Consider the following 23,677-nt stretch of genomic DNA (forward strand, 5'->3'; position numbering starts at 1 on the left):
CTCAGGTGTGGCGGGTTTTTTCCGGACGCTCCCTCAGGTGTGGCGGGTTTTTTCCGGATGCTCCCTCAGGTGTGGCGGGTCTTCTGGGCGAGCGATCTGCGGGAGCGTTGGTTCGAATCCGGCCGGATCTGCGGGAGGGTTGGTTTGATTCCGGCCGGATGTGCGGGAGGGTTGGTTTGATTCCGGAGGATCTGCGGGAGCGTCGGAGGGGGCGGCTAGGGTTGGTTTATGCCGTCGTTCCAGACCAGACTCAAGATCACCGGACTCAAGCCGGGCACACCGCCCGAAGCCGTGATGGCCGCTGCCGTGGAGGCACTCGGGACGCGGCACCATGTGGAGTCCAACCAGCTGGAGATCGCCAGCGGTGTCCCGCAGTTGAACCTGCGCTTCCTTGTGGACGCCACGGCGTACGCGGCGGAGAACAGCCAGGCGCTGGAGTCGGCCGCCATGATGCGCGACGCCGTCGAACGCGTCGCGGTGACCGGGCCGCTGACCGTGCTGCGGCGCAACCGGGGCCGCTGGGCTCCGGTCTAGCCGCGACCCCGGGCGCAGCGGCTGCCGGGCTAAAAGTCCAGTTCCGCGTCCGGATCCGCCGCGGGAGAACCGGGTTCCACCACGGGGGAGCGGTTGCCGCGGCGGCGGGTGACGATCACTCCGACGACGGCGCCAATCACCAGGCCAAGCCCCACCCCGATCAGCGAGCTGGCCCAGAACGGCAGCTTGGTGGCCGAGCCCGTGACGTACCCCAGGCCCACGGACCACACCGCCCACAGCGAGCCGCCCAGCGCAGCGCAGAAACTGAACCCCTTGGTGGACACGTTCGCGATCCCCGCCGCGGCCGTGGTGGCCAGCCTTCCGCCGGGGATGAAACGGATCCCGATGATGGCCCCGTAGGTGGAGGAGCGGCCCGCCCGGGCGATGGCCAGATGCACGCCGCTGTGGAATTTGCGGCCCCAGCTCCACCGGTCCAGCACGTGGCTGAGGCGGCGTTTGAAGAGCTGGAAGACCACGAGGTCGCCGAGCCAGGAGGCCAGGGCGGCGAGGATGGCCACCAGGAAGACGTTGGCCCAGCCATCGGCGGACAGGGCTCCGGCGGTGATAACCACCATTTCGGAGGGCAGCGGCGGGAAGATGGCGTCGCCAAGGACAACGGGGATGATCCAGAAATAGATCGCGGCTCCCCACGTGTCCGCATTGGCCAGGTCCATGGGCACAAGGTACCGCATATCCGGCCGCCCGGCGGGTGGCGGGTTCCCTAGCGGGCCTCGGAAAGTTCGAGCCGGCTGCGGTACTCCACCGGTCTGCCCGAGATCGGGTCCACGAAGCGGATGCCGCGGGCCAGGAGCTGGAGCGGCTTGGCGTAGTCGTCCGGTGCCTTGTCCAGCAGCTCGGGGTAAAACGCGTCGTTGACAATCCCGAGTCCCAGTGATGCCATGTGGACGCGGAGCTGGTGGGTCTTGCCGGAGTGCGGCTCCAGCCGGTAAAGCGCGCGGCGCGCCGACCCGGCGTCGTAAGCGGTGCCGTTGGCCTCAGAGCTGCCGGCCACGGTGCTGCCGGCCACGGTGCTGCCGGCCCGGGCGGCGCCGGGCTGGACGATGCCGGCCGGCCCCGCGAACGTGCGCAACCGCTCGATCCGGGTCTCGGCGTTGGGTTCGCCCTCGACGACCTCGGCGAGCAGGTAGCTGCGGGACTTGGTCATCCGGTTCCGGACCACCACGGGGAAGTCGACGGCGGGGTGCCCCGGGGCGGGTTCCGCGGCGGACACGCACTCGTATTCCTTCTGCACCTGGCGCTTCTCGAAGAGCACCTGGTACTTCCCGCGGGTCTCGGGATTTGTGGAGAGCAGCAGGATGCCGGCCGTCATGCGGTCAAGGCGGTGCATCGGGATCAGGTCCGGCAACTGCAGCTGGTTCCGCAGCCGCACCAGGGCCGACTCCTGGATGTAAGTGCCGCCCGGGGTGGTGGGCAGGAAGTGCGGTTTATCCACGACCAGGAGGTGTTCGTCCTGGTGCAGGATGTCCAGTTCCACCGGGATCCGGGTCTCCGGCGGCAACGAGCGGTAGTACCAGATGAAGGTGTGGCGCTGCAGCGGGGTGGTGCGGTCCAGCGGCACGCCGGCCTCGCCCACGATCTCGCCGGCGTCGAAGCGGTCCTCGATGCCCTGCGGGTCGATATGTCCCCAGCGGTGCATCATGTAGTCCATGGCGGTGTCCCACGGCCCCTCGTCCGGCAGCCGCAGGCGGGTAGCGTTCACGCCGTCGCGCACGGGCAGGGGGGATTGCATCACCGGTCCATTCTACTTTGCCCCTCCCTGCCCGCCGTTTCGACGGTTCGGTGCCCGCACGACGTTTCCGAGCGCCGGGTGGGCAGGTAACCGTTGAAACGCACCGACGACTAAATAGTTCTTGACAAATAAAATTGTCGGCGAGCAGACTCGAAGCATGTTGGACATCGAGGTCATCGAAGACCCGGCGGCGGCGGAGGCCTCGCTGGACCCCATCCGCACCCGGATCCTGCGTGAGCTGGCGGAACCGGGATCCGCAACCCAGCTTGCCGCGAGGGTGGGCCTGCCGCGGCAGAAGGTGAATTACCACCTCAAGGCCCTCGAGCGGCACGGCCTGGTGGAGCTTGTCGAGGAGCGGCGGCGCGGCAACGTCACGGAACGCGTCCTGCGGGCGACGGCGGCGTCGTATCTGATATCGCCGGCGGCCCTGGCCTCCGTGGCTCCGGACCCGCACCGTTTCTCGGACCGGTTCTCCGCCTTCTGGCTGCTGGCGCTTGCGGGCCGCATGGTCCAGGAAATGGGCCAGCTGATCGCAGGCGCGGCGGCGGCCCGGCAGAAACTCGCCACCTTCGCGATCGACGGCGAGGTCACCTTCCGTTCCGCGGCGGACCGGGCGGCCTTTGCCGAGGAGCTCGGCGCCGCAGTGGCCGGGCTCGTCGAAAAGTACCACGACGGCGGGGCGCGCGGCCCGGCAGCTTCCCCGGCGGCGGGACGCAAGCACCGGCTCGTCATCGCACTCCACCCGGCACTGAAAACCTCACCCCAAACCCTGAAAGCTAAGGAGCAGGACCATAACTGACAAGCGGGAATTTGAGATCGTCTATGACACCGACCTGCCCGGCACCCCGGAGCGCGTATGGGAGGCCGTCACCCGCGGTACGCCCGCCTGGATGTTCCCCACGGACCAGTGGCCGGACGTGAAGACCGTGGAGGAGCGCCCCTCCCACCTGGTGTCGCGGATGGAGGGCCCGGACGGCTGGTTCAACCAGCTCGAACACGTTTTGGAACCGCTCGACGGCGGCCGGGCGCGGCTGCATTACGTCCACAGCGGCATCTTCACCGACAACTGGGACGAGCAATACGACGGCGCCAGCAAGCACACGGCGTTCTACCTGCACACCCTTGGCCAGTACCTGAAGCACTTCGACGGCAAGCCCGTGGTCTTCACGGACATCCAGGCGCCGGCCGCGTCCCAGGCCCCGGACGGCTTCGACCGGCTCAGGAGGGCCCTCGGCGTCGCCGCCTCAGCCCAGGGAGACACCGTGGAGCTGGACGTCGACGGCGTCGGGCACCTTGCCGGGGAAGTGGACTTCTCCAACGAGAACTTCCTCGGGCTGCGGACCGCTGACGCGATGTACCGGTTCTTCGGGCGTAACGCCTTCGGCGCACCGGTGGGCGTGACTGTGCACGACTTCAGCGGCCGCGGGGACTCCGGCGCGACAGCCAAGGCGTGGGGCGGATTCCTCGACAAGGTCTACGCCTAAGCCCGCGGCTCAGGTCGGGGCGGGCCGGGCCTGGCCGGGCACGAAGGGGATCAGGCGATGGCCGCGGCGGGCCGGGCGGGGAGGTTCCGGCGCAGCTGCGGGGAGCGGTCCAGCCGGTCCTGGGCTGAGCGCAGGGCCAGCACCGCGGACTCCAACTGCTCCGGCGGCAGGGTGAACGGCAGCCGCAGGTAATGCTCAAAGGCGCCGCCGACGCCGAACCTGGGCCCGGCGGCCAGCCGGATACCGAAGTCCGGGGCGATAACCGCGAGGGCGGTGCTCACCGGCGCCGAAAGCCGGCACCAGACCGACAATCCGCCGACCGGCCGTTCCGGCTCCCACTCCGGAAGATGCCGGCGGAGCAGGTCCAGCAGAATGTCACGGTTGCCGCGCAGCGCTGCGAGCCGGCCCGGCAGCGGTTCCGTCAGGTCGTTGACGAGGTGGGCCGCGGCGAGCTGCTCCACCACCGGGCCGCCCAGGTCCAGGGTGGTGCGGACCGCCGCGAAACGTTGGATCAGGGGCTCGCCGGCACGGATCCAGCCGGTGCGCAGCCCTGCCCAGTGCGACTTGCTGAGCGATCCCACGGACACCACTGCCGGACCGAACGCGGCCATCGGGGTGGACGCGGCGCCGTCGAGGTTCAGCTCCCGCAGCGTCTCATCCACCACCAGCACGGTGCCCGACGCCGCGGCAGCCGCCACGAGGCGGCGCCGCTGGGCGTCGGGCATCAGCCGGCCGGTGGGGTTGTGGAAGTCCGGCACCACGTAGGCCATTGCCGGCCGCTGCTGCAGCAATGCCGACTCCATCGCCTCGAGGTCCCAGCCGGCCGGCCCCGCGATGTGGCTGTCGGTGCGTTCGTCCGTCCGGGCGCCGGCGCGCCCGCCGGACCGGGAACCGCTGCGGACGCCGCCACGGTTCGCCGCGGGCATCGCCACGGTCACGGGGCGGCAGCCCGCGGCGCGGATCGCATCGAGTGCATTCGGGTAGCTCGGGTGTTCCACAAGAACCTTCCCGGACCGTTCGGCGAAGGTCCGGAGCACGATGTTCAGGGCGTGCTGCGCACCGGAAGTGACCAGGATCTGCCCGGCGGTGGTGGGCACCCCGGCCGCTGTGTAGCGGGCCGCGATCGCCTCCCGCAGCCGCCCCACCCCGAGGGCGTCGTAACCGAAACCGGGCAGCAGCGCCGGCAGTTCGGTCAGCGCGGCGGCAAACGCCCGGTGCACCACTTCGCCGCTGGCGGGCAGCGAGGCGTAGGCCAGGTCCAGGATCCCGTCCGGAACTGCCAGCCCGGGGGCGCCGCTGAGCCGCAGCCCGCCGTCGTTCCCGCCGGTATGGACGGGGCCGTGGCTGGGGATGCAGCTCTTGCTCCGGCTGCCCTGGCCGCTGCTGAGGAAGCCCTGCTCGCGCAGCAGGGCGTAGGCCGCGGTCACGGTGGTGCGGCTGATGCCGAGCGTCGCCGCCAGTGCCCGCTCGCTGGGCAGTGCGACGTCGAGAGCGACGCGGCCGTCGAGGATCAGGAGGCGGACGACGTCGGCCAGCTCGCGGTAGGCGGGCGCGGCGCCGACGTTCCACTCACCCAGCAGGCGGGCCAGGGAGCCGGGGTTCAGGGATCCGGACATAAAGCCAGTATTTCAAACTGGATATGGATTACAAGGCCAGTTCTCCGCAAAGATGGTGGACATGTTGACGCGCAGACTCCTCCAGCTCTTGTTCGGCCTTGCCCTGTACGGCATTTCGCTGGCCATGGTCATCCGTGCCAGCCTTGGCACGGCGCCGTGGGACGTCTTCCACCAGGGGCTCGCGGGCCGGACGGGGCTGAGCCTCGGCACGGTGGTGATCATCGTGAGTTTCCTGGTCCTGCTGCTCTGGATTCCGCTCCGGCAGTGGCCCGGCGTCGGCACCGTCTGCAACGCCGTGCTGGTGGGAGTGTTTGCCGACATCGGGCTGGCGCTGATCCCGCGGTTCTCACACCTGGGCGGCCAGATCGCTCTCCTGGTCGGTGCCGTGGTGCTCAACGGTGTGGCCTCCGCGCTCTACATCGGCGCCCGATTGGGGCCCGGGGCGAGGGACGGGCTGATGACCGGGCTGGCACGCCGGACCGGTTGGCCGGTGCGGGGCGCGCGGACCGGCATCGAGGTGGTGGTGCTGGGGGCCGGCTGGCTGCTGGGCGGCTCGGTCGGCGTGGGGACCGTGCTCTACGCGCTGGCGATCGGCCCGCTGGTGCAACTCCTGCTGCCGCGGTTCACCGTGCCGGAACCCCGGGCCGCAGCTGAAGCGGAGCCCGGAGCTGCAGCGCCGCTCGAAGGTGAAGCACAGCCCGAAGCGGAGGCCGCGGCGGCCGGGGCCTCGACCCCGGCGACGTAGGCCCTGCGGACCGCGTTCCACGGCTGGCTCGTCGCGGCAAGCGTCACGCCTTGTCCTGCGAAGCGGCGGGCAACGGCTGGCAGGTGGGGCAGTAGTAAATGTCCCGTTCCTCGGCGCCGGAGGCCTTGGCCAGCACCCCGCGCCGGATCGCCGTGCCGCACTTGAGGCACGGCTGGTGCTCGCGCCGGTACACCCAGTAGCCCGGCCGCCCCGCCGTCCGGCCCACCGGGACGCCGCGGGCGTTCAGCACCGTGACCCGCCGGCCCGGGCCCAGGTTGGCCGTCAACAGAACCTTCGCGTCGGTGATCATCGCCGCCAGGTCCGGGACCGCGGAGACCGGCGCCGCCGGGTGGACGCCGGACAGGAAACACGCCTCGCAGCGGTAGATGTTGCCGATCCCGGCCAGGTTGCGCTGGTCCAGGAGTGCGACGCCGATTGGCACCTCGGGTGCCGACAGCAGGCGCCGTTCGGCCTCCGCCATGTCCCAGTCCGGGCCCAGCAGATCCGGCCCGAGATGGCCCACGACGCTGGCCTCCTCGGCGGTCGGGATGACCTCCAGCAGCCCCAGCGAGAACCCGACGGCGTCCGCCGTCGCGGTCCGGAGCACGCAGCGGGCGGTGAAGCCGGGTTTGCGCCAGCGTCCGCCCGGGGGATAGATCTGCCAGGTGCCCTCCATCTTCAAGTGCGAGTGGATGGTGAGCCGGTCCTTCGGGGCCGGGCCCGCCACGCGCATCAGCAGGTGCTTGCCGCGGGGGACGACCTCCTCCACCCGCCAGCCGCCCAGCTTCAATGTGGCGAAGCGCGGCACCCGGAAATCGGACGCGAGCAGTTCCTTGCCGGCCAGCGCGGCGTGCAGCTGCGCCGCGGCGCGGAAGACGGAATCGCCCTCAGGCACGGATCCTCAACCCCTTCGGCGTGGAGTAGGCGCCGGCCTGGGCCAGGGCGGCGGCGACGGGGGTGTCCAGGATGCCGTGGCCGTTGACCTTTTCCATAATCAGTTTGTCCACGGCGCCCCGGGTCACCACTCCCACAAGCGCGGCGCCGGCAGCGGCGAGGACGTCGGTGTCGGTGCTGAACGCCAGCAGGGTCTTGCCGCCGCGTTCCACGTACAGGACCAGGGCGCCGTCGACCAGGACCACCAGGGCGCCCGCCTTCCGGCCAGGGCGGTGGCCGGTGCCGGCCTCGACGTCCATGGCCGGCCATGGCAGCGCGGCGCCGTAGGGGTTGGCCGGGTCTGTGGCGGCGAGTGCCAGGGCGACCGGCTCGGCCTTGTTCAGCTGGGCGTCCTCGACGTAGGACCGCAGCCGGTCCACCGTGGCCGGCACCGCGAACTGGGCGGCCCCGAGGTGCTCGATGAAGTAACCGCGGCGGCAGCGTCCGGCTTCCTCGAGCCGGGCCAGCACCTTGTACATCAGGCCGAAGCCGCCCAGGATGTTCTCCGCCATCACGGACCCGCGGGTGACCACGCCGTACCGGTCGAGCAGGAGTTCCGCGGTGGCCCGGGCGTGGATGGTGGGATCGAGTTCGGGCGCGGGCAGCGCGGACCAGCGTCCCGCGGCCAGCGGCGGGGTGGGGGCGGCGCCGCTGGCGGAACCGTACCGGCCGCCGGTGAGGCCGGGGGAGCCGAGCAGCCCGGTCCCGTGGGCGCGGCCCAGCCGGCTGAGCCGGGGCGCCCGGGCCCGCGGGGCACGTCCCACCTGCCGGTGCGCGGTGTGGCCGCCGGCGATCAGGGCACGCACCGGGGCGAAGGTGTCGCCGGTAATCCGGCCCGCCCAGGCCAGGTCCCAGAGCGCGGAGACAACGTCCTGGTCGCTGAGCACCGTGTCCATCCCGCCGGCGATGTCGGTCAGCTGGCGGAAGAAGTACCCGCCGCCGTTGTTCTGCAGATGCTCCAGGAGCCGCTGCTGGGCATCGCCGGGTTCGAAGTCCAGGGCAGGGTTCAGGGTCAGTTCGGCCGAATCGGCCAGGTGCAGGCTCACCCAGCCGTCGTTGCCGGGCAGCGAGCCGGCTCCGGACCAGAGGACCTCACCGGCGGCCATCAGTTCGTCGAGCATGGCCGGCTGGTAGTTGGAGACGCGGCTGGCCAGGACCAGCGGTTCCCAGGCGGACGCCGGAATCGGCACGCCGGAGAGCTGATCGATGGCGGTGACGATGCCGTCCAGCCCGCGCAGCGCGGACTGCCCCCGGCCGCCGGGTGTGCGCACGTGCTGCCAGGCAGGGAGGAACCTCCCGTACGCGGCGTTGTCCACAGGCTCCACCTCGGCGCGCAGCGCAGCCAGTGAGCGGCGGCGCAGCTTGCGCAGCACCTCGGCGTCGCACCATTCGCTGGCCGCCAAAGGCTGAACGACCGGAGGAGCGACGGCGGCGTCCTCGACGGCGTCGGCCTCGCCGGCCGCGTCGGAGGGCTCCCCGGCGGTGGCTCCGGCTGGTTCCGGCGCCGCGGAATGGGGCCGGAACTCGCCCTCGACGGCACGGCCGTCCGCAGCCAGCCGCTTGAGCGCGGTGCCGACGACGGCGACGCCGAGTCCCAGCCGGGCGGCGGCCTCGGCGGCGGTAAAGGGCCCATGGGTCCGGGCGTAGCGCGAGACCAGGTCGCCCAGCGGGTCCGCGACGGGTTCGATGAACGCCAGCGGCACGCCCATTGGCAACGGGACGCCGAGGGCATCCCGCAGCCTGGCGGCGTCCTCGACGGCGGCGAACCGCTCAACGCCGCCGATGTTGACCTTGATCGCGCGATTGGCGCGCTGCAGGACGGCCAGGTGCGCTGCGGCCTCGCCGGGATCGGCGCCCCGGGCCGCGGCAGGCTCCGGCTCCGCCGTGGGCTCGCCGTCGGCCGCTTCCGCTTCCCCGGACTCCGCTGTCTCCGGACCCGTCGTGGCTGCAGCATCGCCGGGCCGGACCTCCGGCACGACCTCCGGCGCCACCTCCGGCTGGGACTGCGCCTCCAGCCGGGCCGCGACCTCGTCTGGGGTCAGCGGGCCCAACAGCCGGAGCAGGTCGGCCACGCCTTCGAGGCCGCGCATCCTGCGGTCCGGCGCCAGGCGCTGCAGCTCCAACTCGGTGGCCTCGATGACCTTCGGGTCGAGCAACTCGCGCAGCTCCACCCGGCCCAGCAACTCGTTGAGGAGGGTCGAATCCAGGGCCAGCGCGGCGGCCCGCCGCTCGGCCAGCGGCGAGTCGCCCTCGTAAAGGAACTGCGCCACGTAGCCGAACAGCAGGGACTTGGCGAAGGGCGAGGGCTGCTGCGTGGTGGTCTGCAGGATCCGCAGCTCGCGCCGCTCAATGGAGGCGGCAATATCCTTCAACGCCGGAAGGTCATAGACGTCCTGCAGGCACTCGCGCACGGTTTCGAGCACGATCGGGAAGGTCGGGTACTTCCGTGCGACGTCCAGCAGCTGGGCGGAGCGCTGCCGCTGCTGCCAGAGCGGCTGGCGTTTCCCGGGGGTCTGCCGGGGCAGCAGCAGGGCCCGGGCGGCGCATTCCCGGAAGCGGGAAGCGAACAGTGCGCTGCCGCCGACCTCCGCGGTCACAATCTGTTCGAGCTCCTCGGGCTCGAACAGGAACAGCTCGGCCCCGGGCGGCTCGTCCTCCATCATCGGCACCCGCAGCACGATCCCGTCGTCGGCGGCCATCGCGGAGCCGTCCATCCCGTACCGCTGGTGCAGCCGCTGGCCCACCGCCAAGGCCCACGGCGCGTGCACCGGCATGCCGAAGGGACTGTGCAGCACCACGCGCCAGTCGCCGAGTTCGTCGTGGAACCGCTCCACCACCAGGGTGGTGTCGCTGGGCACCACTTCGGTGGCGAGCTTCTGTTCGGCGAGGTACTGGATCAGGTTGTTGGCGGCGAAGTCGTCCAGGCCGCTGGCCCTGCAGCGCTCGGTGGCCGGTCCGACGTCGGACGCCGAGAGTTCGCGCACAAAGGCGCCGAGCGCACGGCCCAAGTCCACCGGCCGGCCGAGGGAGTCGCCCTTCCAGAACGGGAGCTTGCCGGGCTGGCCGAAGGCGGGGGAGACCAGGACACGGTCGTGCGTGATGTCCTCGATTTTCCAGCTGGTCGCACCGAGGGCAAAGACGTCGCCGACGCGGGATTCGTAGACCATTTCCTCGTCGAGTTCACCGACGCGGCGGCCGCCCTTGGCCGGGGAGGCCTTGCCCGGGGCCTTGCCGTCCCCGGGGCCGCCGGAGCCGCCGGTGCCCTCGACCTCGGTGCCGATGATGTAGACGCCGAACAGTCCGCGGTCCGGGATGGTGCCGCCGGAGGTGACGGCCAGCCGTTGCGACCCGGGACGGCCTTCGATGGTGCCGGCGTTGCGGTCCCAGACGATCCGGGGCCGCAGTTCGGCGAATTCGTCCGAGGGGTAGCGCCCGGCCAGCAGGTCTAGGGTCGCTTCGAAGGCGGAGCGGGGGAGCGAGGCGAAGGGTGCGGAGCGGCGGACGGTGGCGAACCATTCCTCCACATCGATCGCCCCGAGCGCGGTGGCTGCGACGGTCTGCTGGGCGAGGATGTCAAGCGGGTTGGCCGGGACGTAGAGCCGCTCGATTTTGCCGTCCAGCATGCGTTCCACGGTGATGGCGGTGTGGACCAGGTCCGCCCGGTGCTTCGGGAAGAGGACGCCCTGGGAGATTTCGCCGACCTGGTGGCCGGCGCGACCCACCCGCTGCAGCCCGCTGGCCACGGAGGGCGGCGACTCGACCTGGACGACGAGGTCCACGGCGCCCATGTCGATGCCGAGTTCCAGCGAGGAGGTGGCCACGACGCAGCGCAGCCGGCCGGACTTCAGGTCGTCCTCGATCAGGGCGCGTTGGTCCTTGGAGACGGAGCCGTGGTGTGCCCTGGCCAGGACCGGGTCCGCGCCGGCGGTGCTGCCGGCCTGGGCCATCATGTGCGCGGGTGTGGCGGTGGACGCGGGCAGCGCGCCGCCCGCCCCCGGGGCCGCGCCGCCCGCCTCCACCGGCCCGGCGTCGTCCCAGCCTCCGCCGGCGGCGATCAGCTGGCGCTCCGCGTAGATCTCGTTGAGCCGTGCGGTGAGCCGCTCCGCGAGCCGGCGGGAGTTGGCGAACACGATGGTGGACTGGTTCGCCAGCACCAGGTCCACGATTTTCTCTTCCACATGCGGCCAGATGGACGCGTGCGGCTGCAGCCCGGACGCCGGACCCGAATCGAAGGCCCCGGCGGCGCCCTGCAGATCGGACATGTCCTCCACCGGAACGGAGACGGTCAGGTCCCAGGTTTTTTTCGAGGGCGGCGCCACGATCTCCACCGGCGCGGACCCCGCCAGGAACTGTGCCACGAGTTCTTTCGGTTCAACCGTCGCGGAGAGCCCGATCCGCTGCGCCGGCTTCGGCAGCAGCGCGTCGAGGCGTTCCAGCGAGACGGCCAGGTGCGCCCCGCGCTTGGTGCCGGCAACGGCGTGCACCTCGTCCACGATGATGGTGTCCACCTCGTCCAGGGTCTCCCGCGCCTTGGAGGTCAGCATCAGGAAGAGGGATTCGGGGGTGGTGATCAGGATGTCCGGCGGGTGGCTGAGCAGCGAGCGGCGGTCCGCCGCCGTCGTATCCCCGGAGCGGACGCCCACCGTGATCAGCGGCGCGGGCAGGCCGAGGCGTTTGGCGGTCTGGGTGATGCCGATCAGCGGGGCGCGGAGGTTGCGTTCGACGTCGACGCCCAGCGCCTTGAGCGGGGAGATGTACAGCACCCGGGTTTTCCGCTTCGGAACCTTCTTCCGGCCGGGCTTGGCGGCCGTGGCGTCCAGGCCGGGAAGTTCCTCGGGCTCCGCCGGCGCCGAGACCAGCAGCCGGTCCAGCGCCCAGAGGAACGCGGCGAGGGTCTTGCCGGAGCCGGTGGGGGCCACCACCAGGGCATGCGCGCCTGAGGAAATGGCGTTCCAGGCGCCGTCCTGCGCCGGGGTGGGCGCAGAAAAGGCGCCCAGGAACCACTCCCGGGTCGGCCGACTGAACCGGTCCATGGCCTCGGCCGCGAGTGTGCCGCCAGCGAGCTCCTGCCCCTTCATTCCTCCATCATGCCCTATGCCGCAGACAGTCTTTGCCGGGGTCCTTGCCGGGGCGATCCGGCCGGACGAGCGGGTGCTGCCCGGCACGCGGGCGGTGCCCGGAGGCGAAGGCTAGGCCGCCGTGAACGCCCCGATGGTCAGGAGATTGATGGCGGACTCGCGGCACGCGTCCTTGGGGGCTGCGATGAACAGGGACGCGGTGTCTTCCGGCGGGTAGACGCGGAAGCCCGCGGCCGGGGTGCGGGTGCAGTCGGGGTAGTTACCGGCCTGGGTGTAGCGCAGCGTGGCTTTTCCGGATTGTCCCGGGGCGAGCAGCACGTTGGCCACCGGCGTGGAATCGTCGCGCTTCGCCGCGGCACCGATGGGTCCGCCGCTGGCGCCGGCGGTGAGGGACACCCCGGCAAAGCCCTTGAGCAGGCACGGCTCTGCGCCGGCGTTTTTGAAGATCAGCTGCATGTAGACGCTGCCGGCCGCGCCGCCGCCCCTGGAATCCAAAGAAGCTGTGAGGTTTGCGGCCTTGCACAGGGCCGGTCCCGCCGCGGCGGTGGTGGAGGCAGGTGCGGACGATGCGCTCGGGGAGGCGGACGCCGTCGCAGCCGGGGTCGCCGGGCTGGACTCGCTGGCCGGGGTCGAGGCGGACGACGACGGCGACGCGGCGCCGGTGGAGCCCTGGGGTTGGCTCTGGGTGGGTCCGCAGCCGCTGAGCAGCAGCGCAGCCGCGGCGGCAGCCGTCACGGAAGTGATTACCAGTCTGTTCTTCATCTGCAGAGGCCTCATGGCACCACTGTGATGTTCCACAGTTGCCTGAGTCAACGACGCCACGACGAAGGGCGCGGATTGATGCCCGGATTGTGATTTCCGGGCATCAATCCGCTGGCGCTGCCCGGCGGTGGTTTACTCCTTGGGTGCGCGGGCCGCCGGCACCCGGACAGCGGCGGGCTTCCGGCTTCGGAGCAGCGCGAGTCCGCCCAGGACCAGGCCGCCGACGCCGGCCACAAGGCCCGCCCAGCTCCTGGCCTGGCCGCCGTCGTCGGTCACGGCAGCCGCCGCATCCATTGCCGTGGAGTCCGTGGTCCCGGCCGCGTGCGCGCCGTGCCCGTCGGTCGCCGCAGCGGCGTCCGTGACGGTGACCGACGGCGCGGGGCTCTGGAGCGACTCCTCGTCCTGGCCGTCCTTCGGGATCTCGGACCAGTCGGTCTGCCCCTGTTCGCAGTTTTGCAGGGTCGGGAAGTACAGGGTTTTCCCTGCCGTGTCCGGCAGTTTCACCGAGAGCACCAGGACGTCCCGGAGTTCCGGGCTCAGCGGCGCCTTTGCGGTGTAGACGATCTGACTGGTGCGCTTGGTGATCGATGAGCCGTCGGCCAGCTTCTTGGGTCCAGCAAGCTTCTCGGTCACCTTGGCCGCCGTCCAGTTGGGGTTCACGGTGGGCTGCGCATCGTTAAGCTCGGGCGGCAGCGTGATGGTCATCTTCGTGGTGCCGGAATGCTCGCAGCCGTGCGGGATGGCGAAGCTCAGCAGGGCGTAGGAGTTGGCGGCCGTGCTGTCCGGGGTGGCATCAACGTGGGCCGAGGCGCCGCTGATGCCGGCGAGCATCAAGGCTGCGGTTGCTCCGGCAACGGCGCTCCCGGAGAGGGTGCGGCGGAGGGCGGATGGGTGCTGTGTAGTGGTCAAAACAGGTGCCTTTCAGGCGTGCGCGCGGCTTGTTGGGCGGCGCGCAGAAGCGGGGTGGCACGGCGGTGCTGCCCGTGGCGGAAGCATTTCCGGGCAGGTCCGGCCGCGGCCGTAAGGAATGTCAGGAAGCAACGACGACGGCGGGCGGCCCGCGGCGGCAATCGCGCCGGAGGTTGCGCCACGGCAGCGGAACGGCACCGAGGGGCCGCGTCGGCAGCACGCGCGCTGCGGCGGGCCGCGGCAGGAACGGAGCCGGGCGCTGGATGAGCGGGCGGAGCCAGGCCGCCAGCGACCACAGCGCGTCCTCGCCCTTGGACAGCAGCAGGGCGCACGCGAGCGTTGCCAGGGCATGGCCGGCGAGCATCGACCAGGCCAGGGCGGAATCCACCTGGTGGAGCGGGAGGTGGTCCGCCGGGAGCGGAAGGAAGGCCGCCCCGCCGTGGTGCGCCCGCCCGGCTCCTCCGCCGGTCACGGCCGCGGCAGCCGGCGGGCTGAGCGCGGAGAACGCCTCGTGCAGGACTACCTGGCCGGCGCCCAGCAGGGCGGACATGGCGGCAAAATTCAGTTTCAGCCGGGTGGCCGTGGTGGTGACTAGGCCGGTGAGCGCCAGGAGCGCGGACAGCACGGCGGGGGCGGGGAGCAGGCCTCCGGCGACGACGTGCGCTGCCGCGGCGAGGGTCACGACGGTCGTGGCGACCATGGCCGAACGCACGGCGTGGAAGGGTGCCCTGGCGGCGGTGCGCACGGAACACTCCCTTCACCAGCGGCGGCCATGGTTGCTCCCGCAGGCACCTTGCACGCCGCGGGTTGTCCGTCGATTCTAGCGGCGAGTTCTACCGGGCTGCGAAAAGGGGAGGTAGCCCCGGCACGTTGTCCTAGAGGGCAGGAGCCTTCCGTCCCTGCAAGGTTGCTTCGGCAGCGGCGGCGAGCGCCAGGAGGGCCCGTTCGCCGTAGGGCACCGCCATCAACTCAAGGCCTACGGGCAAACCATCAGCTGTTTGCCCGGCAGGGATGGTGATCGCCGGGAAGAGGAGCTGGGACGCGATGACCGTGTTGGTCGGGTAGGTCAGGCAGGTCCAGCGGTCAGCGAAAATGTCCTCGCGCGTGGGTGCTGGAAGTTTGGCGTCCGGGAAGGCGACGGCGTCGAGCCGGTTCTGCGCCATGATGCCGATCACCTGCCGCTGGAACGCGGTTTGCGCCAGGAGGCGTTCCACATAGTGGGGATCATCGGTGGGCTGTTCCGGTCCGGCCACGATCGCCTCGAGCAGGTCGAGCTTCTCGTGGTACTGCTTTGTCTCGATGAGGAACCGCATGGAGGGGATTCCGGCATCGGGGCGGGCGCCGACAAATTCATTCATATCCGCCTGCGACCGTGTGGTGTAAAGCGACGTGAAGCCCACCTGATCGTCGAGGTTGTCGATCGTGATGTCGATCAGCTCGGCGCCTGCACCGCGCAGTGCCGCCAGCGCTTGCTCAATGGTCTTGTTGACCTTGACGCCGTCCGGGTCGGAGCCATCGCCGAACGCCTGGCGGAGGACCCCGATCCGCTTGCCGGTCAGGGTCGCCTCCTGGAGTGCGCTGGCGTAGGGCTCCTTTTGGCCGGCAATGACGGCGGCCGCGGTGTAGTCGTCGGCTGCGTCGTAGCCGACCATGACATCAAGGAGCCGGACGGCGTCCTCCACAGTCCGGGTCATCGGCCCGGAGGTGTCCTGGGGCTTCACCAGGGAGGACATGCCGGCGCGGCTGATCAGCCCGGGAGTGACGCGGAGCCCGACGAGGCCACAAAAAGACGCGGGCAGGCGGATCGAGCCGCCGGTGTCTTCTCCGACTCCGACCAGGGAGAGGTTCGCCGCGACGGCAGCCGCGGTTCCACTGGAGGATCCGCCAGGGTCACGTGCAAGGTCGTACGGGTTCTTGGTCACCCCGCTGCGCGAGGACGTCGAAAACCAGGACGTTGCGAAGTCGGGCAGCGTGGTCTTACCGAGGATGATGGCGCCGGCATCCCGGAGCCTGGCAATTGCCGTCGCATCCTGCGTGGGCTGATAGTCGCCGGAGGCGATGCTGCCGAATGTCGTGGGCAGGCCGGCGGTCTCAATCTGATCCTTGACGACGACCGGGACGCCGTGAAGCGGTCCAGTGAGCCGGCCCGTTTCGGCGAGCTCCCGGTCGAGCCGGCGTGCCTCTTCCAACGCGCTCTGCGAGACGGAGATCAACGAATTGAGTACCGGCCCGGACTGGTCAAGGTGTTGGATGCGGTCCAGATAGGCGCTGACGAGGTCCTCGGCGGTGAACTCCCCGCTAAGGAAGGCCTTGTGCGCCTGGGCAATGGTCAGTTCTTCGATGGATCGTTCAATGGCCATGGGTTCACTGTGCCTTAATCCCTGTCCGCGAGGGAAGAGGCCCCGTTGCGCACCGGACGGGCCGCTCCCACCGAGGTGGGAGCGGCGCGTGGCCTAGTTGCTGGCGGAGGCTGCGGCGCTGACACCGGCGGTTGCCGACGCTTCTGCCGCCCCGGCGAGCCGGATCCAGGTGTCCACCACGGTGTCCGGGTTCAGCGAGACGGAGTCGATGCCCTCCTCGACCAGCCACTGGGCGAAGTCCGGGTGGTCGCTGGGTCCCTGGCCGCAGATGCCCACGTACTTGCCGCGCGCCTTGCACGCCTTGATGGCCATGCTCAGGAGCTTCTTGACGGCAGGGTTGCGTTCGTCGAAGCTGCCCGCGACGATGGCCGAATCCCGGTCCAGGCCCAGGGTCAGCTGCGTCATGTCATTGGAGCCGATGGAGAAGCCGTCGAAGTAGTCCAGGAACTCGTCCGCGAGCAGCGCGTTGGACGGAATTTCGCACATCATGATGACCTCGAGGCCGTTTTCGCCACGGCGCAGGCCGTTTTCGGCGAGCAGGTCGATGACGCCGCTGGCCTCGTCCAGGGTGCGCACGAACGGGATCATCAGCTTGACGTTGGTCAGGCCCATCTCGTTGCGGACAAAGGACAGGGCCTCGCATTCCAGGTCGAAGCAGTCCCGGAAGGACGGTTCCAGGTACCGGGAGGCGCCGCGGAAGCCGATCATCGGGTTCTCTTCGTGCGGCTCGTAGGCCGGTCCGCCGAGCAGGTTGGCGTACTCGTTGGACTTGAAGTCGGACATCCGCACAATCACCGGCTCCGGTGCGAAGGCCGCGGCGATGGTGGCCACCCCTTCGGCCAGGCGCTTGATGTAGTAGTCGCGCGGGCTGTCGTAGGCGGCGATGTGCTCCCGGATCTCGGCGAGCACCTCCGCGGGCTGATCGTCCATGTTCAGCAGCGCCTTGGGGTGGATGCCGATCTGCCGGTTGATGATGAATTCCAGCCGGGCCAGGCCCACGCCGTGGTTGGGGAGCTGCGCGAAGGTGAAGGCCTGCTCGGGGGTGCCGACGTTCATCATGACCTTGACCGGCGCCTCGGGCAGCTGGGTGATTTCGGTTTCCTCGACGCTGAAGTCCAGCAGACCTTCGTAGATCAGGCCGGTCTCGCCGTCGGCGCAGGAGACGGTCACGTCGAGTCCGTCGGAGAGCGCGTCGGTGGCGTCACCGGTGCCGACGACGGCGGGAATCCCCAGTTCCCGGGCGATGATGGCTGCGTGGCAGGTGCGTCCGCCGCGGTTGGTCACGATCGCGGAGGCGCGCTTCATGATCGGTTCCCAGTCCGGGTCCGTCATGTCCGCGACCAGGACGTCGCCGGTTTTGAAGGCGGCCATCTGGTCGATCGCGGTGAGGATGCGGACGCTGCCGGCGCCGATCCGCTGGCCGATGGCGCGGCCCTCCACCAGGACCCGGCCGGATGCGTTCAGGCGGAAACGGCTCAGGCTGCCGGACGTCCGGCGGGACTGCACGGTTTCCGGGCGTGCCTGCAGGATGTACAGGCCGCCGTCGACCCCGTCCTTGCCCCATTCGATGTCCATCGGGCGTCCGTAGTGGTTTTCGATGGCGACGGCGTGCCGGGCGAGCTGCTCGACGTCGTCGTCGGTGAGGCTGAAGCGGTTCCGCAGGGACGCCTCCACCGGGACGAAATCGATGGTGTGGCCGATTTCGCGGTTGTCCGTGTATGTCATCTGGAGCGCTTTTTCGCCCAGTCCGCGTTTGAGGATGGCCGGGCGGCCTGCCGCGAGGGCGGGTTTGTAGACGTAGAACTCGTCCGGGTTGACGGCGCCCTGGACCACGGCTTCGCCGAGGCCGTAGGAGGAGGTGACGAAGACGGCGTCCTTAAACCCGGATTCGGTGTCCATAGTGAACATGACGCCGGAAGCGCCGACGTCGGAACGGACCATGCGCTGGACGCCCGCGGAGAGGGCCACCTCGGCGTGCTCGAATTTGTGGTGCACGCGGTAGGCGATGGCCCGGTCGTTGTAGAGGGACGCGAAGACGTCCTTGATGGCGGCCAGGATGTTCTCGATGCCGCGGACGTTCAGGAAGGTTTCCTGCTGCCCGGCGAAGGAGGCATCGGGCAGATCCTCCGCCGTCGCGCTGGAGCGGACGGCCCAGGACAGGTCCTCGGAGCCGCCGTGCTTGTCCACCAGCTTCTGGTAGGAGTCGCGGATCTGCGCTTCGAAGTCCGGCAGGAAGGGTGTCTCGCGCATCAAGGCGCGGATTTCCTGGCCCGCTGCGGCCAGGGCCGTCACGTCGTCGGTATCCAGCCCGACCAGCCGGTCGGCAATCCTCTGGTCCAGGCCGGAGTCGGCCAGGAAGCGGCGGTAGGCGTCCGCGGTGGTGGCGAAGCCGTCAGGAACCTGGACGCCGGCAGAGGTGAGGTTCTGCACCATCTCGCCGAGGGAGGCGTTTTTGCCGCCCACCCGGTCCAGGTCCTTGAGCCCGAGTTCTGAGAACCACAGGATGTCCGTCGTCATGGTTGCTGCTCCTTTGCAGGTGATGCCGTAATGCCGCCGGTGTGGGGCGGCCGCCGTTTGATGGGCGCAAGTCCTGTCCACAGTGACAGGTCGGCGCCTGTGATTCCACACGATGTGGCCCACGCAACACTTGTGAAGCCTGGCCTCAGTGCTTGAGGTTCATCTTCTGGAGGATGGTGGCGGCCATTTCCTCCACGGAGACGCTGGCCGAATTGAGGTAGGGGATCCCGTGGGACACGTACAGCCGTTCGGCGCTGCGCAATTCGAAGCCGCACTGCCGCAGGGAGGCGTAGGGCGAGCCGCGGCGGCGTTCGGTCCGGACCTGGCTCAGGCGCAGGGGGTTGGTGGTGAGGCCGAAACACTTGGACACGAACGGCCGCAGCGGCTTGGGGAGCCCCTCGCGTTCAAAGTCTTCGTCCACCAGCGGGAAGTTCGCAGCGAAAATGCCGTGCTGCAGCGCCAGGTACATGGTGGTGGGTGTTTTGCCGCAGCGGGACGGGGCCACCAGGATGACCTGCGCCTTTTCGAGCGCGCGCAGGCTCTGCCCGTCGTCGTGCTCCATGGCGTATTCGACGGCGGCCATCCGGGACTGGTAGCGGGCGGCGTTGCCCAGTCCGTGGGCCCGGCCCGGTTCCCCGCTGGCCTGGGTTCCCAGGGCCTGCTCCAGCTGCCCGACGTGGCTCCCGATCAGATCGACCAGGATCCCCTTGCAGGTGCCCAGCGCCTGGCGGATGTCGCTGCCGACGGCGGTGGAGAAGACGATGGGCTGCTGGCCGGTGGCCGCGAGGTTGTCGATGACCCGGACGACGGCGCGTGCCTGGTCGACGGTGGTGATGAAGGGGACCGTGATGCGGTCATATTCGTTCGCGGGGAACTGCGTGAGCAGGGTGTTGCCGAGCGTTTCCGCGGTGATGCCCGTGCTGTCCGAAAGGAAGTAGACCGGGCGGGGAGCGTCATTGGTCATAAACGCATTGTGCACCAGCGGGGGCCGCGCGGTCTTCCATGACGCATGCACCCGCCGCCGGTCGCCGGCTGGACTGCGGGGAGTAGGCTGTGACCCACATCCCCAAAGGAGGCCGCATGAGCTACAAATATCGGACTGTGAAGGTCCGCGGTACGGACCTGGTTGGCACCATTGCGCGCAGGCACGGGGGCGCGCCCGAAATCTACGAGACCTCAAAGGACCCGAGTACTTCGGTGGTTCCCGTGTTCTTCGCGGAAACCGGCGAGATCCGCTTCTTCGACCGGTCGGTGCTGGAGGACGTGGTATCGCCGGCCAGCTAGGAGCGGCGGCTGTTGCAGGGGCTGGGCGCCCGCCAGTATGGGCAAAATGTGGGCACCCTTAAATGTGGGCAAAGCAAAAGCCCCTGCTTCCCTTGAAAACAAAGGGAAGCAGGGGCCTTGTTACGTGGCGGTGACGGTGGGATTTGAACCCATTTCATCATCCCTGCAGTTTCGCTGAAAATCCTGAAAAGCTCTGGTATTTCAGCTAAACGGGCGACGTTTGGTCACGCTCTCCGACAGTCTAAAACAACACTTCACAGCGATTCCCTTGCCAATTCTTTGCCAATTTGATTTTGCTGGGGCAGGGGTCATGGCTGGCCGGCGCGTGTGCGAGCAGCGCTTATATCTGCTCGGCTGAACGAAGAGTCAATCGGGCGAAGAGCGTCGACGCCTCTGCGGACGAAGAGTTTGTTTGCTGCTGGGCAAGCCCTTCACCATGGATCTCGGTAACGGCGACGTCGCCAGGATCACTATCCTCTCGGCCGTCCGCAAGACATCTGTGAACACGCAGTTCTCGTCGCCGGCGAAGAACGGCTCGTACCTGCTCCTAGACATACTCTGGGAGACGATGTCGGGGGAGACCAGCTCGAATCCGTTCTATTTCTCGGCCAAGGATGCCAATGGCCGCAAGGCCGACCAGAACCTGTTCGTGGACGACCAGCTCGGGTCCGGCAAGATCCTGCCCGGCGACAAGTCCCGCGGCTTCATCGCCTTCGACGTGGCACCCGGACCGGTGACGGTCATGATCTCCGACCCGCTGATGCAGGAAGCTGCGCGCATCCAGATCGCCCCGTGACATGATCATAGAAATCCGGCCAGATCCGGTGGATACGGGACGCCCCTGACCCAGCAGCTGTCCTGGCTTGACCCGCAGGACCGCTACACCAGCCCTCTGGCCAGCAGGCCGACTAGCGTTTACAAGGAGTTCTCGTAATGCCCAACATCAACATCAAAGCTATACTCCGCGAACTCGGCTTGTTCGCCATTGCCGTAGGATACGGCGTGGCAAATAAGCACCTCGCCGACCCGGAGCGGGCGGACTGCCAGTGCCAAGTTCACCAGGAGGCAGCCAAGATCGACGCAGCCACCGCCACCCCTCCCGTGAACTCGCGGAATTCCCGTGGTACTAGCACCTCGTCTCCGAAGTCCAAGAAGGCACCGTCCCGGGCCAAGGGCGAATAGGGCACACCATCAAGTCGGCTGGCCCTCGTCAGGGTCGGCTTCTTCTCGGTCGCGAGGGAACCGGCCCGCAGCCTTAGTCCATTCGTTGGGTACCGGCGGCGGCCAGATGTGCCTCCTCCAGCCCCGGGTCCTGGCGGCGGGCGGTGACGAGGTGGTAACCGACGGTGGCGGCATCGCCGCGCACCAGCTCGGCGATGCGTTTCCGACTCAGCCCGAGCCGGTACATCAACACCCATTCCGCGTCAGGCGCGCGCCGCAACCGCTTGTCCACGATGGGTGTCATCTTGCCACGGCGTTGGCTTGGAGGGGTCCCCGATGGATGGATGTACGAAAATCGCCTGACAGGGGCCGAAGGGTGATGACTGTCGGGAGTCGCCAAGGCAGCTGCATGGGCATATCTATAAAATATAAAGAATATAAAAAATGTAAAGCTGTATAAAAGGATGGTCTGTGAACCATCCGTTCAGACCGACCGCCGGCGCCCCGCCTCCACCTACCAGCGGGGCACAGCTTGATTTTCCGTACTCGTGAGCTGCGTCAGCCATGGCTACTGACCGCGCGCCATGAGAAAGACAATTTGATTCGGGCCGTCCCGAGCGGGTACATCGACGCCCATTCCGCGTAAGGCGCAGCAGCAACTGCTCGTCCACGACGGGCGTCATCCGGTCACAAAGCGGGCTCAAAAGGTCTTGTTGGAGAAACGTTCCGATGCTGCCGGGCGTCAAGTGGGCGCCGACTGGATTGTTATGCGTCTACCCAGTCCGACAGTGACGTCCAAATGCCCACGTCAGCCTCCTCCGGGGTCACGCCCCCTTCAACTTCCGCAGGTATTCCTCCATCGTGACCTCGCCGCGCAAGTACGCATTGATGTTCTCGACGGTCTGACGGTCAGGTTCCATACCCTCCAGGGCCCAGCTGGCCATAGTGTCGATGGTGAGTTCGCGTTTCTGCTCAGGGGTCAGGACGCGGTCAGCTTGTTCGGCGGCCGTCCCTTTCGGCGCGCTGCGGTTGCTGGTATTATCCAGGGCGCCCTCCCCCTCTGGTTCTGCTGGTCCCTCAAGTTTATCGACTGAACAGGGGACTGCGGGTCGTCTCGAGGGCACGTGAACCACAGAGATGGCCGTCTACTCGGAACCGGAATTGCTCATGCCTCTGATTTCTCACCGGGGCGACAGTTGGAACGTGTGGTCGAATGACTCCCCGTGCGATGGCCTGGGGCATTGTGGACGGCCGTTGTGTACGCCAGACGCTTCTCCTCACGCACCGTTCGGACGTGAATTCTGGCAAGTTATACCGAGTTCTAGCGGGTTCTAAGAAAATCCGTATAACCCGCTAGAACTTCCTAGAAGTCGGTATAACTGAGGTCTTTACCCTGCGAAACCCTGTGCCGAGAATCTGGTTTGTAGCCCCTACGCCGTCCTGTGCCAGCGATGGCTGGCTGCCGTCCCGTCGACCTTCCCAGAGCTCATGCGTCTTACGCCTCGGTGACGCAAAGCCTTGGCGGTTATGGACCTCTCGGAGATGATGAATGCAACGGACTGAGAGGGGCGATCCAATGTCTGCTGCGGATGAGGAAGCCCGAGAGTCGAGGGAAGAAACCATTCTGCGTATGCGGAGGGGAATCCGTGCAGCCCGACTCCGGGTCGCTCTCGATGAGGCCCGGGGACGCCAGACGCCAGACGCGGTGGTGCGGCTGGCACAGCGAACGCCCCCGCTGTTGCCGTCACCCTCCGATACTTTGAGAACGCCGGATGGGAAGCTCAGGACGGATCCGGCGTCACGGAGGGAAATGGCTCTCCATGTGCGCCGTAATATTCTGGCCGCGCAGTTGAGGGTCGCCCTGGACGAGGCGCGGGGGCGCGGGGCCGGCCGACGCCCGAGGCTGTGAAAAGACTGGCCGAGAGGAAGCTTCCGACCTTGCTGTAGGGCCGGCGACGACTGCCGGGACGGCCGGTCGTCTGTGGCGCCCGATAGCGTGGGGCTATGTCGTCGGGCGCTCGTCGGCCACCCAAGCTTCGTTTCGGGAATGTGAAGAGTGCGCGTGCGGGGCTTCCATCTAAACCGGCATAGACCTTGACCGGGGCGGATTTCAAAATTCGCAACGTCCCCCATATAAGGCCTCCTTATCCGCAAGTGTGGCGGGCCCAAGGAGAAGGGCTGCTGTTCGTCGCCATGGAGGGGAATCGGTGGCGACTCATGGATCGGCCCGCGACCACGATGCTTGTCCCGACCGGGTTGCCGGCATCTGCCGCCTGATCCCGGCCATGGATGACCAAAATTCTCGGTCATGCTGACGAGTCTGCATCAATTCTTCTGTGCGAAGTGGATACCACTCGTTTGAACGCGACTGACTAATGGCTAAATCGCATCCGCTAATGTCAGTGCGTGACTATTTGGTGGAACGGCGTGGTTGGCATGCTTGGTGATCTCTGGAGATTCTTCACAACAGATTCATTCGGGCAGCAAACGGGACTGCCCCGGATTTCGTTGACTCTCGGGGTTGAGTGTTTCTAGGCGGCTTTG

Annotated in this window: 21 protein-coding genes; 8 read left to right on the plus strand and 13 right to left on the minus strand. The window is 68.5% G+C overall.

Annotated elements, in window-relative coordinates; all coding sequences use genetic code 11:
• Window positions 1-228: 228 nt before the first annotated feature.
• Entirely contained in the window at window positions 229-534 is a 306-nt protein-coding gene (locus tag ABIN76_RS15300) for a hypothetical protein (protein WP_346960531.1), read from the plus strand.
• Window positions 535-563: 29 nt separating this feature from the next.
• Here the strand turns inward: ABIN76_RS15300 and ABIN76_RS15305 are convergent, their stop codons facing one another.
• Together ABIN76_RS15305 and ABIN76_RS15310 are read right to left on the minus strand one after the other, a co-directional pair.
• Complete coding sequence (locus tag ABIN76_RS15305; RefSeq protein ID WP_346960532.1) at window positions 564-1,208, minus strand: VTT domain-containing protein; 645 nt, start codon at window positions 1,206-1,208, stop codon at window positions 564-566.
• Window positions 1,209-1,255: 47 nt separating this feature from the next.
• Window positions 1,256-2,284, minus strand: coding sequence for an RluA family pseudouridine synthase (locus tag ABIN76_RS15310; RefSeq protein ID WP_346960549.1), 1,029 nt, complete (start codon window positions 2,282-2,284; stop codon window positions 1,256-1,258).
• A 157-nt stretch (window positions 2,285-2,441) separates the two neighbouring features.
• Between ABIN76_RS15310 and ABIN76_RS15315 the strand changes: the two genes are divergently transcribed.
• Together ABIN76_RS15315 and ABIN76_RS15320 are read left to right on the plus strand one after the other, a co-directional pair.
• Window positions 2,442-3,083, plus strand: coding sequence for a helix-turn-helix domain-containing protein (locus ABIN76_RS15315; RefSeq protein WP_346960533.1), 642 nt, complete (start codon window positions 2,442-2,444; stop codon window positions 3,081-3,083).
• Complete coding sequence (locus ABIN76_RS15320; RefSeq protein WP_346960550.1) at window positions 3,076-3,768, plus strand: SRPBCC domain-containing protein; 693 nt, start codon at window positions 3,076-3,078, stop codon at window positions 3,766-3,768. The genes ABIN76_RS15315 and ABIN76_RS15320 overlap by 8 nt, the downstream gene beginning before the upstream one ends.
• 50 nt (window positions 3,769-3,818) lie before the next feature.
• On the opposite strand, the gene ABIN76_RS15325 is transcribed toward ABIN76_RS15320, so the two are convergent.
• Window positions 3,819-5,384 (minus strand): PLP-dependent aminotransferase family protein, encoded by a 1,566-nt coding sequence (locus tag ABIN76_RS15325; RefSeq protein ID WP_346960534.1) that lies wholly within the window; start codon window positions 5,382-5,384, stop codon window positions 3,819-3,821.
• 61 nt (window positions 5,385-5,445) lie between these two features.
• Between ABIN76_RS15325 and ABIN76_RS15330 the strand changes: the two genes are divergently transcribed.
• Window positions 5,446-6,129: a YitT family protein gene (locus ABIN76_RS15330; RefSeq protein WP_346960535.1), complete on the plus strand. Its 684-nt coding sequence runs from the start codon at window positions 5,446-5,448 to the stop codon at window positions 6,127-6,129.
• A 43-nt stretch (window positions 6,130-6,172) separates the two neighbouring features.
• On the opposite strand, the gene ABIN76_RS15335 is transcribed toward ABIN76_RS15330, so the two are convergent.
• From ABIN76_RS15335 to ABIN76_RS15345, 3 genes are all read right to left on the minus strand, one after another.
• The gene (locus tag ABIN76_RS15335) at window positions 6,173-7,024 is read right to left on the minus strand and encodes a DNA-formamidopyrimidine glycosylase family protein (RefSeq protein ID WP_346960536.1); all 852 of its coding nucleotides are present in this window, start codon (window positions 7,022-7,024) and stop codon (window positions 6,173-6,175) included.
• Entirely contained in the window at window positions 7,017-12,140 is a 5,124-nt protein-coding gene (locus tag ABIN76_RS15340; protein WP_346960537.1) for a DEAD/DEAH box helicase, read from the minus strand. The genes ABIN76_RS15335 and ABIN76_RS15340 overlap by 8 nt, the downstream gene beginning before the upstream one ends.
• 111 nt (window positions 12,141-12,251) lie before the next feature.
• Window positions 12,252-12,635 carry a DUF4232 domain-containing protein gene (locus tag ABIN76_RS15345; protein WP_346960538.1) on the minus strand — a complete coding sequence of 128 codons (384 nt, stop codon included), beginning with the start codon at window positions 12,633-12,635 and terminating at the stop codon, window positions 12,252-12,254.
• Between the two features lie 22 nt (window positions 12,636-12,657).
• On the opposite strand from ABIN76_RS15345, the gene ABIN76_RS15350 reads away from it, so the two are divergent.
• Entirely contained in the window at window positions 12,658-12,930 is a 273-nt protein-coding gene (locus ABIN76_RS15350) for a hypothetical protein (RefSeq protein ID WP_346960539.1), read from the plus strand.
• Window positions 12,931-13,034: 104 nt separating this feature from the next.
• On the opposite strand, the gene ABIN76_RS15355 is transcribed toward ABIN76_RS15350, so the two are convergent.
• The 5 genes from ABIN76_RS15355 to ABIN76_RS15375 form a co-directional block, all read right to left on the minus strand.
• Window positions 13,035-13,733 (minus strand): YcnI family protein, encoded by a 699-nt coding sequence (locus ABIN76_RS15355; protein WP_346960551.1) that lies wholly within the window; start codon window positions 13,731-13,733, stop codon window positions 13,035-13,037.
• Between the two features lie 199 nt (window positions 13,734-13,932).
• Complete coding sequence (locus ABIN76_RS15360; RefSeq protein WP_346960540.1) at window positions 13,933-14,556, minus strand: hypothetical protein; 624 nt, start codon at window positions 14,554-14,556, stop codon at window positions 13,933-13,935.
• A 130-nt stretch (window positions 14,557-14,686) separates the two neighbouring features.
• On the minus strand, window positions 14,687-16,171 hold the full coding sequence (locus ABIN76_RS15365; RefSeq protein ID WP_346960541.1) for an amidase: 1,485 nt from the start codon (window positions 16,169-16,171) through the stop codon (window positions 14,687-14,689).
• Between the two features lie 93 nt (window positions 16,172-16,264).
• Window positions 16,265-18,688: a phosphoenolpyruvate synthase gene (gene ppsA / locus ABIN76_RS15370; protein WP_346960542.1), complete on the minus strand. Its 2,424-nt coding sequence runs from the start codon at window positions 18,686-18,688 to the stop codon at window positions 16,265-16,267.
• 145 nt (window positions 18,689-18,833) lie between these two features.
• Window positions 18,834-19,652 carry a pyruvate, water dikinase regulatory protein gene (locus tag ABIN76_RS15375; protein WP_346960543.1) on the minus strand — a complete coding sequence of 273 codons (819 nt, stop codon included), beginning with the start codon at window positions 19,650-19,652 and terminating at the stop codon, window positions 18,834-18,836.
• Between the two features lie 116 nt (window positions 19,653-19,768).
• Here ABIN76_RS15375 and ABIN76_RS15380 point away from each other — a divergent pair, with 116 nt between their 5' ends.
• From ABIN76_RS15380 to ABIN76_RS15390, 3 genes are all read left to right on the plus strand, one after another.
• The gene (locus tag ABIN76_RS15380; protein WP_346960544.1) at window positions 19,769-19,972 is read left to right on the plus strand and encodes a hypothetical protein; all 204 of its coding nucleotides are present in this window, start codon (window positions 19,769-19,771) and stop codon (window positions 19,970-19,972) included.
• A 436-nt stretch (window positions 19,973-20,408) separates the two neighbouring features.
• Complete coding sequence (locus ABIN76_RS15385) at window positions 20,409-20,768, plus strand: hypothetical protein (protein ID WP_346960545.1); 360 nt, start codon at window positions 20,409-20,411, stop codon at window positions 20,766-20,768.
• A gap of 206 nt (window positions 20,769-20,974) precedes the next feature.
• The gene (locus ABIN76_RS15390; RefSeq protein ID WP_346960546.1) at window positions 20,975-21,154 is read left to right on the plus strand and encodes a hypothetical protein; all 180 of its coding nucleotides are present in this window, start codon (window positions 20,975-20,977) and stop codon (window positions 21,152-21,154) included.
• Between the two features lie 73 nt (window positions 21,155-21,227).
• On the opposite strand, the gene ABIN76_RS15395 is transcribed toward ABIN76_RS15390, so the two are convergent.
• Entirely contained in the window at window positions 21,228-21,437 is a 210-nt protein-coding gene (locus ABIN76_RS15395) for a hypothetical protein (protein ID WP_346960547.1), read from the minus strand.
• A gap of 520 nt (window positions 21,438-21,957) precedes the next feature.
• Entirely contained in the window at window positions 21,958-22,077 is a 120-nt protein-coding gene (locus tag ABIN76_RS15400) for a hypothetical protein (RefSeq protein WP_346960548.1), read from the minus strand.
• Between the last annotated feature and the right edge of the window lie 1,600 nt (window positions 22,078-23,677).

It is taken from the genome of uncultured Arthrobacter sp., from assembly GCF_964021775.1.
GTDB lineage: Bacteria > Actinomycetota > Actinomycetes > Actinomycetales > Micrococcaceae > Arthrobacter.